This window comes from Streptomyces sp. NPDC058052 (assembly GCF_042885515.1).
GTDB lineage: Bacteria > Actinomycetota > Actinomycetes > Streptomycetales > Streptomycetaceae > Streptomyces.
The window spans coordinates 41,119-57,181 of record NZ_JBHVRX010000029.1; the positions used below are offsets into that span (position 1 = coordinate 41,119).

General features: G+C 73.1%; 12 protein-coding genes. 8 read left to right on the forward strand and 4 right to left on the reverse strand.

The features are described 5' to 3' along the window. Positions 1 to 14: 14 nt before the first annotated feature. The 4 genes from ACFVU3_RS30870 to ACFVU3_RS30885 all read left to right on the forward strand — a co-directional run bounded on the left by ACFVU3_RS30870 (position 15) and on the right by ACFVU3_RS30885 (position 5,715). Entirely contained in the window at positions 15 to 1,754 is a 1,740-nt protein-coding gene (locus ACFVU3_RS30870) for an ATP-binding cassette domain-containing protein (protein WP_390071383.1), read from the forward strand. A gap of 160 nt (positions 1,755 to 1,914) precedes the next feature. Then, the gene (locus tag ACFVU3_RS30875) at positions 1,915 to 2,805 is read left to right on the forward strand and encodes a FadR/GntR family transcriptional regulator (protein ID WP_390071384.1); all 891 of its coding nucleotides are present in this window, start codon (positions 1,915 to 1,917) and stop codon (positions 2,803 to 2,805) included. A gap of 381 nt (positions 2,806 to 3,186) precedes the next feature. Continuing rightward, positions 3,187 to 4,743, forward strand: a complete 1,557-nt coding sequence (locus tag ACFVU3_RS30880) for an RNA polymerase sigma factor (RefSeq protein ID WP_390071386.1) — start codon at positions 3,187 to 3,189, stop codon at positions 4,741 to 4,743. 150 nt (positions 4,744 to 4,893) lie between these two features. Beyond that, positions 4,894 to 5,715 (forward strand): S1 family serine peptidase, encoded by an 822-nt coding sequence (locus tag ACFVU3_RS30885; RefSeq protein WP_390071388.1) that lies wholly within the window; start codon positions 4,894 to 4,896, stop codon positions 5,713 to 5,715. A gap of 127 nt (positions 5,716 to 5,842) precedes the next feature. Here the strand turns inward: ACFVU3_RS30885 and ACFVU3_RS30890 are convergent, their stop codons facing one another. Next, the gene (locus ACFVU3_RS30890) at positions 5,843 to 6,073 is read right to left on the reverse strand and encodes a hypothetical protein (RefSeq protein WP_030495106.1); all 231 of its coding nucleotides are present in this window, start codon (positions 6,071 to 6,073) and stop codon (positions 5,843 to 5,845) included. 436 nt (positions 6,074 to 6,509) lie between these two features. Here ACFVU3_RS30890 and ACFVU3_RS30895 point away from each other — a divergent pair, with 436 nt between their 5' ends. The 3 genes from ACFVU3_RS30895 to ACFVU3_RS30905 all read left to right on the forward strand — a co-directional run bounded on the left by ACFVU3_RS30895 (position 6,510) and on the right by ACFVU3_RS30905 (position 10,873). Beyond that, the gene (locus tag ACFVU3_RS30895; RefSeq protein WP_390071390.1) at positions 6,510 to 8,627 is read left to right on the forward strand and encodes a type IIA DNA topoisomerase subunit B; all 2,118 of its coding nucleotides are present in this window, start codon (positions 6,510 to 6,512) and stop codon (positions 8,625 to 8,627) included. A 216-nt stretch (positions 8,628 to 8,843) separates the two neighbouring features. Then, entirely contained in the window at positions 8,844 to 9,284 is a 441-nt protein-coding gene (locus tag ACFVU3_RS30900; protein WP_390071391.1) for a DUF485 domain-containing protein, read from the forward strand. Then, entirely contained in the window at positions 9,281 to 10,873 is a 1,593-nt protein-coding gene (locus tag ACFVU3_RS30905) for a cation acetate symporter (RefSeq protein WP_390071392.1), read from the forward strand. The genes ACFVU3_RS30900 and ACFVU3_RS30905 overlap by 4 nt, the downstream gene beginning before the upstream one ends. 16 nt (positions 10,874 to 10,889) lie before the next feature. Here the strand turns inward: ACFVU3_RS30905 and ACFVU3_RS30910 are convergent, their stop codons facing one another. Both ACFVU3_RS30910 and ACFVU3_RS30915 read right to left on the reverse strand, forming a co-directional pair. Then, positions 10,890 to 11,570 (reverse strand): response regulator, encoded by a 681-nt coding sequence (locus ACFVU3_RS30910; protein ID WP_390071393.1) that lies wholly within the window; start codon positions 11,568 to 11,570, stop codon positions 10,890 to 10,892. Next, positions 11,567 to 13,270 (reverse strand): ATP-binding protein, encoded by a 1,704-nt coding sequence (locus ACFVU3_RS30915; protein ID WP_390071395.1) that lies wholly within the window; start codon positions 13,268 to 13,270, stop codon positions 11,567 to 11,569. Before ACFVU3_RS30915 ends, ACFVU3_RS30910 begins: the two co-directional genes overlap by 4 nt. 260 nt (positions 13,271 to 13,530) lie before the next feature. Here ACFVU3_RS30915 and ACFVU3_RS30920 point away from each other — a divergent pair, with 260 nt between their 5' ends. Continuing rightward, positions 13,531 to 14,583: a CobW family GTP-binding protein gene (locus ACFVU3_RS30920; protein ID WP_390071396.1), complete on the forward strand. Its 1,053-nt coding sequence runs from the start codon at positions 13,531 to 13,533 to the stop codon at positions 14,581 to 14,583. 4 nt (positions 14,584 to 14,587) lie between these two features. Here ACFVU3_RS30920 and ACFVU3_RS30925 read toward each other — a convergent pair whose 3' ends face one another. Beyond that, positions 14,588 to 16,054: an FAD-dependent monooxygenase gene (locus ACFVU3_RS30925; RefSeq protein ID WP_390071397.1), complete on the reverse strand. Its 1,467-nt coding sequence runs from the start codon at positions 16,052 to 16,054 to the stop codon at positions 14,588 to 14,590. Between the last annotated feature and the right edge of the window lie 9 nt (positions 16,055 to 16,063).

The window sequence follows — 16,063 nt, forward strand, 5'->3', positions numbered from 1 at the left end:
CCGCGAGAGAAGCGATGCTCCAGGCCATCGGACTGACCAGCGCCCCCCGCCGCGATCGCCCGCCCGCCGTGGACGATCTGACCTTCGACGCCCCACCGGGGTCCGTGACCGCCCTCGTCGGGCCTCCGGGCTCCGGCAAGACGACCGCCCTGCGCCTCCTGCTCGAACTCGACCCCGGGCGGGGGCTCACCTACTTCCGGGGGCGGCCGCTGCGCCGGATCGCCCAGCCCGCCCGCGAGGTCGGGGTGGTTCTCGGCGACGTGCCCGGGCACCCCTCGCGGACCGTGCGCGGACAGCTGCGGATGCTCGCCTCGGGGGCGGGAGTTCCGGTCGCCCGGGCCGACGAGGTGATCCGGCTGGTGGGGCTCGGCGGGCTGGAAGGACGCCGACTCGGCACCCTGCCGCGCGGGGCCGACCGCCGCCTCGCCCTGGCCGCGGCCCTGCTGGGGGCGCCGCACACACTGCTCGTGGACGATCCGGGGGCGGGGCTGTCCCCGGCGGAGCAGGCCCGGCTCCATGAACTGCTGCGCGCGCACGCGCGGGCGGGCGGCACGGTCCTCTACACCACCCGGGACCCCAAGGACGCGGCCCGGCACGCCGACCACGTCGTTGCCGTCGACGCCGGCCGCCTGGTCGCCGCCCAGGGTGCCGGCGACTTCGCCCGCACCCGGCTGCGCCCGAGGGTCGCCGTCCGCACCCCGCACGCCGCCCGGCTCGCCGCCGCCGTGGCCCAGGAGGCCCGGGCGGCACGCCGCCCGGTCGAGGTCGTCACGGAGGACGGGAACCTCCTCCTGGTGTACGGCGGCGACTGCGCCCAGGTGGGGGACACGGCCTTCCGGCACGGCGTCCCGGTCCACCGCCTCGCGGACGAGACCGGAGACCCGGGCCCCGGCCCCGCCCGACCCGGGGAGGAGACGGGCGCGCCCGTCCCGGAGGTCCACGCCACGGACCCGGACCGGGCGACGGGGGCGCGCAGGCCGTTCCGCTCGCCGCTGCGCCCCCTCCGGTACGAGATGCGCCGGATCACCGGGGTCCCGTCCACCGGGCTCGTCGTGGCGGGCGTCCTGGCCGTGTCGGCGGTCCTCGCCGTGCTGCTCGGACGGGGCGGGGGCACCCCGCTCCCCGCGGTGCTGGCGGCCTGGCCCGATCTGCTGCCGCTGCCGCCCGCCGCGCTCGGCGCCGGGCTTCTCGGTGCCTTCGCCTTCGGTGAGGAGCACCGCTACCCCGCGCTCGCCGCGGGGCGCGGCGCCGTACCCCGCCGGCTGGCGCTGCTGCTCGCCAAGCTCGCCGTCGCGGCGGTCGTCGCGCTGCTCCTCGGCGTGCTGGTGGCGGCGGCCGATCTGGGGGTGCTCCGCCTCTTCTACGGTGCCGACTTGATCTCCGTGCCGGAGAACTGGCGCGCCATGGCCGCGAGTTGGCTGGGGCTCACGGTCGGCTGCGCGTGGGCGGGGGTGCTGGGGGCCGGGGTGTTCCGGGCCGCGGCGGCGGGAGTGGCCGCGGTCCTCTTCGTCCCGGTCGCCCTCGTCCCGCTGCTGGGGCAGGTGCTGACCGGTCCGGCGGTCCGGTCCGTCGCCGGACTTCCGGCCCGGCTGGGCGAGTTCGCCGGGCCGCGGTGGGCGCCGTCCCTCGACCGCTGGTTCGCCGGGGCTCTGGAGGTGGTGGGCCAGCCCGCCGGTGTGGCCCTCGCGCTCACGTTGACGGTTCTGCTCTGTGCCTATGTGTTCACCGGCCTTCGCCGACAGGCGCGTTGGTGATCACTTCCAGACCGATATGTTCCGGTCGGGTCGCAACTCCCTTGGAGAATGCCGGTTATGTCCGAATGATCGTCAATTGTGTAGGGGGTGCCGATCACCCTTTCGTGTGCTTTTCACCAAAGACCTCAAGGGTCACGGAGGCCACGCCGACAAAGGATGCGTGAGTACCCTTGCGCACACGATGATGACCGCCGCCCGCTCCGTCGACTCCGGCCTCGGCGCCCCGGGCGATCTCGACCGCTACCCCTACGCGGAGGCCCCCGCCCCCGATCGCGTGAGCCCGCCCGCCTGGGAGGGCGTGGAGACGGACCTCGGCCGTGTCGGCCGCCGCACCGCCGGCAGCCGGGGCCGCGGCCTGCACGGCCAGCTCGTCCAGCAGCTCGGCCAGATGATCGTCTCCGGCGACCTCGGCGCGGACCGCCCCCTCGTCCCCGAGGAGATCGGCCAGCGCTTCGAGGTCTCGCGCACCGTCGTGCGCGAGTCCCTCCGCGTCCTGGAGGCCAAGGGCCTCGTCAGCGCCCGGCCCAACGTCGGCACCCGGGTCCGCCCGGTCAGCGACTGGAACCTGCTCGACCCCGACATCATCGAGTGGCGCGCCTTCGGGCCCCAGCGCGACGACCAGCGCCGCGAGCTCAACGAGCTGCGCTGGACCATCGAGCCGCTGGCCGCCCGCCTCGCCGCCGGCCACGGCCGCGAGGACGTGCAGCAGCGCCTCGCCGACATGGTCGAGATCATGGGGCACGCGTACGCGCAGGGTGACGGCATCACCTTCTCCCGGGCCGACACCGAGTTCCACTCCCTGCTGATCCAGCTCGCCGGCAACCGCATGCTGGAACACCTCTCGGGCATCGTCGCCGCCGCTCTCCAGGTCTCCGGGGGCCCCGTCACCGGCTGTGACCGCCCCGGTGAGGGCTGCCTGGCGCACCACGCCCGGATCGTCGACGCCCTCGCCGCCGGGGACGCCGTCGGAGCCGAGACCGCCATGCGCCAGCTGCTCACGACCCACCCCGAGGTCGAGCCCCTCGTCGTTCCCGCCCCCCGCGAACACTGATCCGCGGACCGTGGCCGGAAGCGCACGGGCGTGCACGCAGGGAGAGCCGCCGGATCCGAGCGCGGTCCGGGGAGCCCAGAAGGGTTCCCCGGACCGCGCCAGGGTGCCGGCGGCGCCGAATGTACGCTTGAATCCACTTCCGTCCTGGTTCGTCGCGGATGCGGTGTGACTCGGGACACGAAGATTGGGCGTAACACTCCTCCGGGCCGTGCGATGACCTAAGAGGTGACAGCCGAGGAAGGAATACAGCAGCCGGTGCAGGCGCTGTGCAGTTCCCCGGTCCAGCCCGCGCCGTCGGCACATTCCCCGTCGACGGTCGTCGGCTCCGGCCCGATCCCGGGCGGGGCCGGAAGCCGTTTCCATCGTTCCGAGAGGTTGTTCGTGTCGGCCAGCACATCCCGTACGCTCCCGCCGGAGATCGCCGAGTCCGAGTCTGTGATGGCGCTCATCGAGCGGGGAAAGGCTGATGGGCAGATCGCCGGCGATGACGTGCGTCGGGCCTTCGAGGCTGACCAGATTCCGCCAACCCAGTGGAAGAATGTTCTGCGCAGCCTCAATCAGATCCTCGAGGAAGAGGGTGTGACGCTGATGGTCAGTGCAGCGGAGTCGCCGAAGCGCGCCCGCAAGAGCGCAGCAGCGAAGAGCCCGGCCAAGCGCACCGCCGCCAAGACCACCGTCACCGCCAGGGCGGCGACGGTGACGAGGACCACCGTCGCGACCGGCTCGACGGCCTCCGCGGCCGAGAGCGCCGACCCGGCCGACGAGGCCGCGTCGCCCGCCAAGAAGGCGGCCGCGAAGAAGACCGCCGTCAAGAAGACGGCGGCGGCCAAGAAGACCGTCGCCAAGAAGACGGCGGCCAAGAAGACCGCGTCCAAGAAGTCCGACGACGAACTGGTCGAGGGCGAGGAGCTGCTCGAGGACGTCGCGCCGGGCAAGGACGAGGAGGAGACCGAGGGCGAGACCAAGGGCTTCGTGCTGTCCGACGAGGACGAGGACGACGCTCCCGCCCAGCAGGTCGCCGTCGCGGGTGCCACCGCCGACCCGGTCAAGGACTACCTGAAGCAGATCGGCAAGGTCCCCCTGCTCAACGCCGAGCAGGAGGTCGAGCTCGCCAAGCGCATCGAGGCCGGTCTCTTCGCCGAGGACAAGCTCGCCAACTCGGACAAGATCGCGCCCAAGCTCAAGCGCGAGCTGGAGATCATCGCCGAGGACGGCCGCCGGGCCAAGAACCACCTCCTGGAGGCCAACCTCCGTCTGGTGGTTTCGCTGGCCAAGCGCTACACCGGCCGCGGCATGCTCTTCCTGGACCTGATCCAGGAGGGCAACCTGGGTCTGATCCGCGCGGTCGAGAAGTTCGACTACACCAAGGGCTACAAGTTCTCCACGTACGCCACCTGGTGGATCCGTCAGGCGATCACCCGCGCCATGGCCGACCAGGCCCGCACCATCCGTATCCCGGTGCACATGGTCGAGGTCATCAACAAGCTCGCGCGCGTCCAGCGCCAGATGCTCCAGGACCTGGGCCGGGAGCCCACCCCGGAGGAGCTGGCCAAGGAACTCGACATGACCCCCGAGAAGGTCATCGAGGTCCAGAAGTACGGCCGCGAGCCGATCTCCCTCCACACCCCCCTGGGTGAGGACGGCGACAGCGAGTTCGGTGACCTCATCGAGGACTCCGAGGCGGTCGTGCCGGCCGACGCGGTGAGCTTCACGCTCCTCCAGGAGCAGCTGCACTCCGTCCTCGACACGCTCTCCGAGCGTGAGGCGGGCGTGGTCTCCATGCGCTTCGGCCTCACCGACGGCCAGCCGAAGACGCTCGACGAGATCGGCAAGGTCTACGGCGTGACCCGTGAGCGGATCCGCCAGATCGAGTCGAAGACCATGTCGAAGCTGCGCCACCCGTCGCGCTCGCAGGTCCTGCGCGACTACCTCGACTGACCGGTCCGGTCCGTCCGAGGCGCACGGCAGTGGACGAAGGGCCCGGTTCCCCGCTCGGGGGACCGGGCCCTTCGGCCGTTCGCGCGTGCAGGGGACCCGTCCGTGACGGACGCTGGGTGAACGGATATCAGCGGAGAGTCAGGAGGCTCCATGCGTGGTCCCTTCATCCGAGCGTTGACGGGTGCCCTGGTTCTGATCACAGCGGCGGCCGGACAGGTGGGCGGTGCCGCCCCGGCCGTGGCGGACAGCGTCGTGGTGGGCGGCAGCCCGGCCGCGATCACGGACGCGCCCTGGGTGGTGGCGCTGTCCAGCCGTGACCGGTTCGGAGGTACGCGTGCGGGTCAGTTCTGCGGCGGTGTCGTCGTGGCGCCCACCAAGGTGCTCACCGCGGCGCACTGCCTGGGCCGCGAGGTGCTCGGCGGCGCCCCCTGGCAGCTGCGGGACTTCTCGGTGATCGCCGGCCGGGCGGCGCTGCGCGGAGAGGGCGGACAGGAGGTGCGGATCGCGGACACCTGGGTGAACCCCGACTACGACCCGTCGACCAACTCGGGCGACCTCGCCGTGCTCACCCTCGCCGAGGCCCTGCCCCCGTCGTACGTGATCCGGGTGGCGGCGCCGGGGGACGCGGCGGAGACCCCCGGGACGGCCGCCGAGGTGTACGGCTGGGGCGACGCGACCGGGAACGGTGGCTACGCCTCCTCGCTCCGCTCGGCGCCCGTCCAGGTCCTGCCGGACGCGGCCTGCGAGCGGGCGTACCCCGGCGGCTTCGGCGGCGTCTCGTACCGCAGGGCGACGATGCTGTGCGCCGGCGATCCCCGGGGTGGCCGGGACGCCTGCCAGGGCGACAGCGGCGGCCCGCTGGTGGCGCGGGGGCTGCTGGTGGGGCTGGTGTCGTGGGGCAGCGGCTGCGGACAGGCCGAGAACCCCGGCGTCTACACGCGGGTGTCCGCGGTGCTGCCCGAGCGGTTCTGAGGGGGTCCCGGGCTCCGCCCAGGGCCCCGTGGGCACGAGAACGGGCGGTCATCCCCTGGTCGAGGGGATGACCGCCCGTCGTCCGGCCGTCAGCGACCGGCCCTGAGCTCGTCGTGGTTGCCCGGCGTCAGTGCTCGTCGCCCACCGTGCGGGCCGGCACGTCGGTCAGCCGGTCCGTCTCATCCTGTATCTCAACGGCGATCTTCTTGAGTTCCGGCTCGAACTTGCGACCGTGGTGGGCGCAGAAGAGCAAGTCACCTCCGCTGGCCAGGACGACACGCAGGTAAGCCTGGGCGCCGCAGCGGTCGCAGCGGTCAGCGGCCGTCAGGGGGCTCGCGGGGGTCAGAACAGTAGTCACGTCGCCTCTTCTCTAGCTCGACGAGCTGTCGTACCAGGGTCAACATCCAACCAGGCCGAAAACGTTCCCGCTCGTGGCTTTTCCTTGAAACTTTTTCCCAAGGTGGCTGTTTGCTGCCGGTTGGCGGCGAATGAGCCGTATTGCGTCGCTCTACGGGTTTCGCGTTGCTGTGGTGTGTCGGTCGTCCTCCCGGCGGGGTTGCCGGTTGTTCATGAGGACGTGCCCGGAGCCTAGATGGTTCATGCGTGGAAGGGAACGTGATGTTCGCGTCACCCCTTCGAGGGATCGAACATCCATACGAGCCTGGACTAGCATGAGGAAACCGGGAGGGTGGCGTTTCAGCGGCTCTACCAGGCATCGGTACCCTCTGTGCGGTGAGCGACGCCGGTACTCACCCCATCGGGCAAGATTTCAAATTCAGCGAGGAGCGAACCGCGTGACCGCCGAAACGTCCGTGCCGTCCAGTGCGCTGCTGACCGCAGACCGTGACGGTTCCAACTACACCGCGCGGCACCTGCTCGTCCTCGAAGGGCTCGAAGCGGTCCGCAAGCGCCCCGGAATGTACATCGGATCCACGGACAGCCGTGGCCTGATGCACTGCCTCTGGGAGATCATCGACAACTCGGTCGACGAGGCCCTGGGGGGCTACTGCGACCACATCGACGTCATCCTGCACGACGACGGCTCCGTCGAGGTGCGGGATAACGGCCGGGGCATCCCGGTCGACGTCGAGCCCAAGACCGGTCTGTCCGGCGTCGAGGTCGTCATGACCAAGCTGCACGCCGGCGGAAAGTTCGGCGGCGGCTCGTACGCGGCCTCCGGCGGTCTGCATGGCGTCGGTGCCTCCGTGGTCAACGCGCTCTCGGCCCGTCTCGACGTCGAGGTCGACCGGAACGGTGCCACACACGCCATCAGCTTCCGGCGCGGTGTCCCCGGCATCTTCACCGAGCAGGGCCCGGACAGCCCCTTCGACCCGTCGAGCGGGCTGGTCAAGGGCAAGCGGGTGCCCAAGACCCGCACCGGCACCCGCGTCCGCTACTGGGCCGACCGCCAGATCTTCCTCAAGGACGCCAAGCTCGCCCTGGAGACGCTGCACCAGCGCGCCCGCCAGACGGCCTTCCTCGTGCCCGGCCTCACCATCGTCGTCCGCGACCAGCGGGACCTGGAGGGGATCGGCAAGAGCGAGGAGGTCTTCCGCTTCGACGGCGGCATCAGCGAGTTCTGCGAGTACCTCGCCCAGGACAAGGCCGTCTGCGACGTGCTGCGCCTCACGGGCCAGGGCACCTTCAAGGAGACCGTGCCGGTCCTCGACGACCGCGGCCACATGACGCCCACCGAGGTCACCCGTGAGCTCGGCGTGGACGTCGCCCTGCGCTGGGGCACCGGGTACGACAGCACCGTCCGGTCCTTCGTGAACATCATCGCCACCCCGAAGGGCGGCACCCACGTCTCCGGCTTCGAGCAGGCCATCACGAAGACGGTGAACGAGGTGCTGCGCTCGGCCAAGATGCTGCGCGTCGCCGAGGACGACATCGTCAAGGACGACGCCCTGGAGGGCCTGACCGCCGTCGTCACGGTCCGCCTCGCCGAGCCGCAGTTCGAGGGCCAGACCAAGGAGGTCCTGGGCACCTCGGCCGCCCGCCGCATCGTGGCCACCGTGGTCGCCCGCGAGCTGAAGGCGTTCCTGACCTCCACCAAGCGGGACGCCAAGGCCCAGGCCCGGGCCGTCCTGGAGAAGGCCGTCGCCGCGGCCCGTACCCGGATCGCCGCCCGCCAGCACAAGGACGCGCAGCGCCGGAAGACCGCCCTGGAGTCCTCCTCGCTGCCGGCCAAGCTGGCCGACTGCCGCAGCGACGACGTCGAGCGCAGCGAGCTGTTCATCGTCGAGGGAGACTCCGCGCTCGGCACCGCCAAGCTCGCCCGGAACAGCGAGTTCCAGGCCCTGCTGCCGATCCGAGGCAAGATCCTCAACGTCCAGAAGTCGTCCGTCTCGGACATGCTCAAGAACGCCGAGTGCGGCGCGATCATCCAGGTCATAGGAGCGGGCTCCGGCCGCACCTTCGACATCGACGCGGCCCGCTACGGCAAGGTCATCATGATGACCGACGCCGACGTCGACGGCTCGCACATCCGGACGCTGCTGCTGACCCTCTTCCAGCGGTACATGCGCCCGATGGTCGAGGCCGGACGGGTCTTCGCCGCGGTGCCGCCGCTGCACCGGATCGAGCTGGTCCAGCCCAAGAAGGGCCAGGACAAGTACGTCTACACGTACTCCGACAACGAGCTGCGGCAGACGCTCCTGGAGTTCCAGCGCAAGGGTGTCCGCTACAAGGACTCCATCCAGCGCTACAAGGGTCTCGGCGAGATGGACGCCGACCAGCTCGCGGAGACCACGATGGACCCGCGCCACCGCACCCTGCGCCGGATCAACATCGGCGACCTGGACGCGGCCGAGCAGGTCTTCGACCTGCTGATGGGCAACGACGTGGCGCCCCGCAAGGAGTTCATCACCAGCTCGGCGGCGACGCTCGACCGCTCGCGCATCGACGCCTGAGCCGCACCACCGCTCCGTACCGGACGGCCCGGTCCCCGCACCACGGGGACCGGGCCGTCCGGCGTCCATACGCATATCGGCCCGGTCCGGTCAGGCGCCGGGGCGAAGAGTCACCTGATGGGGTGAAGACCGGAGGGAGAAGAGTCCGGGATCTGCCCGCTCTGTCCATCCTTGGGCACGCGGCCGAAACGGTTCGCTGACAAGGAGAGTTGACCGGTGGAGCAGCTGGACGAGCAGGAGCGCGCGGGGGCGCGGGACGACGGGCGGGGCGGGATCCCGTCGGGGCCACCGCACCAGCGGTACGACGAGGCCGCGCACCCGGTGCCCGGAGCGGCCGGGATCTACCTGGAGGTCCAGCGCAGCCCCGCCTTCCAGGAGGTGCGGCGCCGCTACCGCCGCTTCGTCTTCCCCGCGACCCTCGCCTTCCTCGCCTGGTACCTCGCCTACGTCGTCGCGGCCACCGCCGCCCCCGGCCTGATGGCCCGCCCGGTGGCCGGGGCGGTCAACGTCGCCATGCTCGCGGGCCTCGGCCAGTTCCTCACCACCTTCGTCCTGACCTGGGCCTACGCGCGGCACGCGCGGCTGCGGCGGGACCGGGCCGCGCTCGAACTGCGCTGGGACACCCAGGAGATGACGAGGGGAGCCGGCCAGTGGTGACCGGAGACCACCAGACGCTCGCCCTGCTGCTCTTCAGCGCCTTCGTCGCCGTCACGCTCGGGATCACCACCTGGGTGAGTCGCAACCGGCGCGGATCGGCCGAGGAGTTCTACGCCGGAGGCCGGCTCTTCTCGCCGATGGAGAACGGATTCGCCATCGCCGGCGACTACATGTCCGCCGCCTCCTTCCTGGGCATCTCGGGCCTCATCGCGCTCTACGGCTACGACGGCATGCTCTACTCGGTCGGCTTCCTGGTGGCCTGGCTGGTGGTGCTCCTCCTCGTCGCCGAACTCGTCCGCAACTGCGGCCGCTTCACCCTCGCCGACGTGGTCGCCGCGCGGATGGCCGAGCGGCCCGTCCGGATCGCGGCGGGCACCTCGTCCGTCGCCGTCTCCGTGCTCTACCTGGTGGCCCAGATGGTGGGCGCCGGCAGCCTGGTGGCCCTCCTCCTCGGCGGCACCGGCGAGGCGGCGCGCACCTGGACGGTCGTCGGCGTCGGCGCGCTGATGGTGATCTACGTGTCGCTCGGCGGGATGCGGGCGACCACCTGGATCCAGATCGTCAAGGCGGTGCTGCTGATGGCGGGCACCGTCACGCTCACCGTCCTCGTCCTGATCCGCTTCCACGGCGACGTGAACAGCCTGCTCGCCGCCGCCGCCGGGCGCAGCGGGCACGGCGCCGCCTTCCTCGGCCCCGGGCTGCGGTACGGCGGCGACTGGACCGCCCGGCTGGACTTCATCAGCCTCGGGCTCGCGCTCGTCCTCGGCACCGCGGGACTGCCCCACATCCTGTCCCGCTTCTACACCGTGCCCACCGCGCGGGCCGCCCGCCGTTCGGTCGTCTGGGCCATCGGCCTGATCGGCGGCTTCTACCTGATGACCATCGTCCTCGGCTTCGGCGCCGCCGCGATCATCGGCTCCGCCGAGGTCCGCGCCTCCAACGCCTCCGGGAACACGGCCGTGCCGCTGCTCGCGCTCGACCTCGGCGGGGGAGCGGGGTCCACCGGCGGCACGGTCCTCTTCGCGATCGTCGCGGCCGTCGCCTTCGCGACCATCCTCGCCGTGGTCGCCGGGATCACCCTGGCCTCCTCCGCCTCCGTCGCGCACGACCTCTACGCCTCGCTGCGCCGTCCCGGCCGGAAGCAGCACAGCGAGGTGGCGGTGGCGCGGGTGGCCGCCGCCGTGATCGGCGCCGCCGCGATCGGGCTCGGCCTGCTCGCCCGCGACCTCAACGTGGCCTTCCTGGTCGGCCTCGCCTTCGCGGTCGCCGCCTCGGCCAACCTGCCGGTGCTGCTGTACTCGCTGTTCTGGCGCCGCTTCACCACCCGCGGCGCCGTCTGGTCCGTGTACGGCGGGCTCGTCCCCGCGGTGCTGCTGGTGCTGTTCTCGCCGGTCGTCTCCGGAAGCCCCGAGGCGCTCTTCCCCGGCGTCGACTTCCACGTCTTCCCGCTGCAGAACCCGGGGGTGGTCTCGATCCCGCTCGGCTTCCTGGCCGGCTGGCTCGGGACGGTCACCTCGCCCGAGCCGCCCGACGAGGCGCGGCACGCCGAGACCGAGGTGCGGGCGCTCACCGGCGCCGGGGCCGTCTGACGGCCCCGGCGGGGCGTCAGGGCGAGGAGACCCAGGTGTAGCGGTGCTCGGGGCGGCCGGTCTCGCCGTACCGGAGGGAGAGCCGGACGCGCCCGGTGCGTTCGAGGAGCTTGAGGTAGCGCTGGGCGGTCTGGCGGCTGACGCCGGTCCGCTCGGCGAGCTCCTGGGTGGAGAGCGGCCCGCCGGCGGCCAGCAGCGCCTGGCGGACCAGCTCGGCCGTCGTCGGGGAGTGCCCCTTGGGCAGGTCGGGGGCGACGGCGCCGGCCGCCAGCGTGCCGAAGATCCGGTCGACCTCGGCCTGTTCCGCCTCGCCGCCGCGCTCCAGGGTGCGGCGGAGGGTCGCGTACGCCTCCAGCTTCGATCGCAGTCCGGCGAAGTTGAACGGCTTGACCAGGTACTGGAGGGCGCCGTGCCGCATCGCCGCCTGGACGGTCGCCACGTCCCGGGCCGCGGTCACCATGATCACGTCGCACTGGTGGCCGCGGGCCCGCAGCTCGCGGATGGCGGCGAGCCCGTTCTCGTCGGGGAGGTGGTGGTCGAGCAGGACGAGGTCGACCGCGCGTCCGTCGAGGACGGCCAGGGCCTCCGCGGTCGAGTGGGCGGTGGCCGCGACCCGGAAGCCGGGCAGCTTGGTCACGTACGCGGCGTTCACCCGCGCCACGCGGACGTCGTCGTCGACGACGAGCACGTCGATCACCGGGACCGCTCCTCGGCCGTGGTCGGGTCCACCGGCCCGCGCGGGGCGGGCGGGACGGATTCCGGGGCCGGTTCCGTCAGGGCGTCCGGCAGGACCACCGCGAACTCCGCGCCGCCGGACGGACCGGCCGTGACGCGGGCGCTGCCGCCGCGCCGCTCGGCGAGGCGGCGGACGAGCGCCAGACCGAGGCCGCGCCTGCCGTGGGAGGGCGGTTCCTTCGTCGTCCATCCCTCGGTGAAGATCAGCTCCCGGCGGTCCTCGGGGACGCCGGGGCCGCTGTCGCCGACCCGCAGGACCACCGTCCGGCCGTCGGCGCGCAGCGCGACCTCGACCCGGGCGTCCGGGGTGCCGGCGGCGGCGTCCAGGGCGTTGTCGACGAGGTTGCCGACGACGGTGACCAGTTCGCGCGGGTCGACCAGCCGGTCGGGGAGCAGGGAGTCCGGGGCGATCCGCAGCGAGACCCCGCGCTCGGCGGCGACCGTCGCCTTGCCGACCAGGAGGGCCGCGAGCAGCGGGTCGTGGACCTTCTCGGTGACCTGCTCGGCGGTCGCCCGGTGCACGCCCACGACCTCGGTGACGAAGTCGGCCGCCTCGTCGTACAGCTCCAGCTCCAGCAGGCCGAGGAGCGTGTGCAGACGGTTGGCGTGCTCGTGGTCCTGGGCGCGCAGGGCGTCGATCAGACCGCGGGTGGAGTCCAGCTCCCGGCCCAGCCTCTCCAGCTCCGTGCGGTCGCGCAGGGTCGCCACCGCGCCCCCGTCGTCCGTCGGCATCCGGTTGGCGATCAGCACCCGGTGCCCCTGGACGGTCACCAGGTCGGCGCCGGTCACCCGGCCGGTGAGCACGTCCGCGGTGCGGCCGGGGCCGAGGAGCGCGTCGAGCGGCCGCCCGGCGGCCTCGGGGCCGAGCCCGAGCAGCCGCTGGGCCTCGTCGTTGAGCAGCCGTACGGAACCCTTGCGGTCCAGGGCCACCACGCCCTCGCGGATGCCGTGCAGCATCGCCTCGCGCTCGGCGAGCAGCGCCGAGATGTCGGAGAAGGCCAGGTCACGGGTCTGCCGCTGGATCCGCCGGGAGATCAGATAGGCGGCGAGCGCGCCGGCCGCGAGCGCGCCGCCCGCGTAGGCCAGGAGTCCCGGGATCGCGGAGAGGAGCCGGTCGCGGACGCTGTCGTACTCGATGCCGACGGAGACCGCGCCGACGATCCCGCCGTCGGCGTTCCGCAGCGGCGCCTTGCCGCGCGCCGAGCGGCCGAGGGTGCCGCTGTCGATCTCCATCACCTCGCGGCCCGCCAGGACCTCGCTCGGGTCGGTGGAGACGGTCCGGCCGATCTGGACGGGGTCGGGGTGCGACCAGCGCACGCCGCCCGTGTCCATGACGACCACGTACTCGGCGCCGGTCGCCTCCCGGACCCGTTCCGCCTCGCGCTGCACCGGCCCCGTCGCGGACGGCGGCCCGCCGGCCATATCGGCGGCCGTACGCGAGGAGGCCATGGTCTCCGCGATGGCCAGCGCCCGGCGCATGGCCTGGTCGTCGAGCTGGGCGCTCAGCGGAGCCAGGAAGAACCCGGTGGCCAGCACGGTGACGCCGGTGGCGACGGCCAGCTGCATCAGCAGCACCTGCGAGAACACCCGCCGCGGCCACCCCAGCCGGCGCCGCCGGCGCACGGCCGGGCGCGCGGAGGGGATCGATCCGAGGCTGCTCATGCCCGAAACGGTACGGGGACGGCGCGGGCGACCGGAAATGCCGCGGGGACGGCGGGGACGGCGGGGAGAAGGCGCGGGACCGGGAGCCACGCGCGCGTGCGCCCGTCGCCGGTCGGCTTCGGCGCGGTCGCGCAGGAGGACCGGGGGCCACGCGCGCGTGCGCCCGTCCCGCCGGGGCGGGCTGCCTATCCTGGATCCTCGTCCCCGTGCCGTCGTCCCCTCGTGGCCGTTCGTGGCCGTCCCACCGAAAGGCATGCTTCTTGAGCACGCAGCAGATCCCCGTCGTCGTCCTCGCCGGGTTTCTCGGGGCGGGGAAGACCACGCTCCTGAACCACCTGCTGCGCAGCGCCCGGGGGACCCGGATCGGGGTCATGGTCAACGACTTCGGCGACATCGGGATCGACGCGATGACCGTCGCCGGGCAGGTCGGGTCCACGGTCTCCCTCGGCAACGGGTGCCTGTGCTGCGCCGTGGACGCGAGCGAGCTGGACGAGTACCTGGAGGTCCTGACCCGGCCCGAGCTGCGGCTGGACGTGATCGTGATCGAGGCGAGCGGTCTCGCCGAGCCGCAGGAGCTGGTCCGGATGGTGCTCGCCAGCGAGAACCGGCGGATCGTCTACGGCGGTCTCGTCGAGGTGATCGACGCCGCCGAGTTCGCCGCCACCCGGCGGCGGCACCCGGAGACCGACCGGCACCTCGCCCTCGCCGACCTGGTCGTCGTCAACAAGGCCGACCGGGTGCCGGAGGAGGAGCTGCGGGCCGTCCGGGAGACCGTGGCGGGGCTCGCGGAGCGGGCGGCGGTGATCGAGGCGGCGCACGGCCGGATCGACCCCGAGCTGCTCTTCGACCGGGTCGTCCCGGAGGACGAGATCGCCGGCCAGATGTCGATCGAGGACATCCTCTACGGCGACGACGACGGGCACGCGCACGTGCACGCCGCCTACGACACGGTCTCCCTGGCCACGGCGGTGCCGCTGCACCCGCGGCGGCTGATGGCCTTCCTCGACTCCCGTCCCGAGGGCCTGTACCGGCTCAAGGGCTTCGTCGACCTCGGTGCCGCCGACCCCGATCACCGGTACGCGGTGCACGCGGTCGGCCGCTTCCTGCGCTTCTTCCCCGAGCCCTGGCCGGCCGGGGAGGAGCGCCTCACCCAGCTCGTCCTGATCGGCTCCGGTGTCGACGCGGCCGCCCTGCGCAAGGAGCTGGCCGCCTGCGAGGTGGACGGCCCCGGGGACGCCCCGGACGAGCACAGCATGTGGGGTGTCCTCCGGTACGTGCCGCAGGGCGACGAGCCGCCCGCGCCGGACGCGTAGCCGCTCAGGCCGCCCGGCCCGCCGGTGCCAGGCCGACCGCCGTCAGGTAGGTGTCGAGGCTCGCGTCGGCGTGCTCGCCGGCCCAGCCCACGTACCCGTCCGGCCGGATCAGGAAGACGCCCGTGCCGTACGGTCCGTCCGCCGGGATCCGGGCCGTGCGGACCGCCTCCGGGAGCCCCGCCGGAGGCTCGGCGGTACCGGCGGCGAGCAGGGTGAAGTGCGGGCCGCGGAACAGGTCGAAGAGCCGGGTCCCGCCGTACCGGCCGTCGGGGGCGCGGTCGCCCGCGCGCAGGCCGTCCCCGGGGGTGTCAGGGCGGGTGTCGACCGCGAGGGCCGAGTCCCGGTAGCCGAGGCCGAGCTGCTGGACGTCCTTGCCCCGCCGGGTGGCCTCGCCGTCGGCGGTCGCCCGGTGGAGACGGGTGCTGAGCCCCAGGACGTCCGCCGCGACCGGGCGGCGCTCGGCCTCGTAGCTGTCGAGCAGCGCGGCGGGTGCCCCGTGGAGCAGGACCTGGGCGAGCTTCCAGCCGAGGTTGTACGCGTCCTGGACGCCCGTGTTGAGGCCCTGGCCGCCGGCGGGGGAGTGGACGTGGGCGGCGTCGCCCGCGAGGAAGACCCGGCCGTCCCGGTACCGGTCCGCCAGCGCCGCCCGGGCGCGGTAGTCCGAGGCCCACGGCACGTCCGGGATCGCGTCGGCGGTGAGCGGGGTCCGGGCGGCGAGCAGCGCGCGGACGCCTTCCGGGGTCGTGTCCACCGCGGCCGTCTCGTCCTCGAAGGTGGCGGCGAGCTGGAAGAGGGTGTCGTCGCCCGGCAGCGGGCAGAGCGCCACCCCGCCGTCCGCCGCGCGCCAGACGTGCCAGTGGTCGCGGTCGGCGAGGGTCCCGGGGGCGATCCGCACGTCGGCGACGAGCATCGGGCGCGGGTCCACGGTCTCGCCGCTCATGCCGATGCCGAGCGCCCGGCGGACGGTGGAACGGCCCCCGTCGGCCCCGGCCAGGTAGGCGGCCCGGACCGTCTCTCCGGTGCTCAGCTCCACCTCCACGCCCGTGGAGTCCTGGCGGAAGCCGGTGAGGGCGGCCCCGAACCGGACGCCGCCGCCCAGGGCCGCCAGACGCTCGTGGAGGAGCTCCTGGGTGCGGGACTGCGGGATCAGCAGGGTGTTCGCGTACGGCACCTGCTCGGTGGGCTCCGAGCGCTCGACCATGTCCCACGCGCCGCGCCGCTCGGTGCCCTCCCAGGCCAGCATCCGGGGGTACGCGCCACCCGCCGCCAGGATCCCGGGGAGGACCCCCAGGTCGTCCAGGACCTCCTGGCTCCGCGGCTGCAGCCCCTTGCCGCGCGAGCCGGGGAAGAGTCCGTCCGCCCGCTCCACGAGGAGCGCGCGGACGCCCCGGCGGGCGAGGTCGAGGGCGAGGACGAGCCCCGTGGGGCCCGCCCCGGAGATGACGACGTCGGTGTCCCTGTCCACGGGCATGGGTGACCG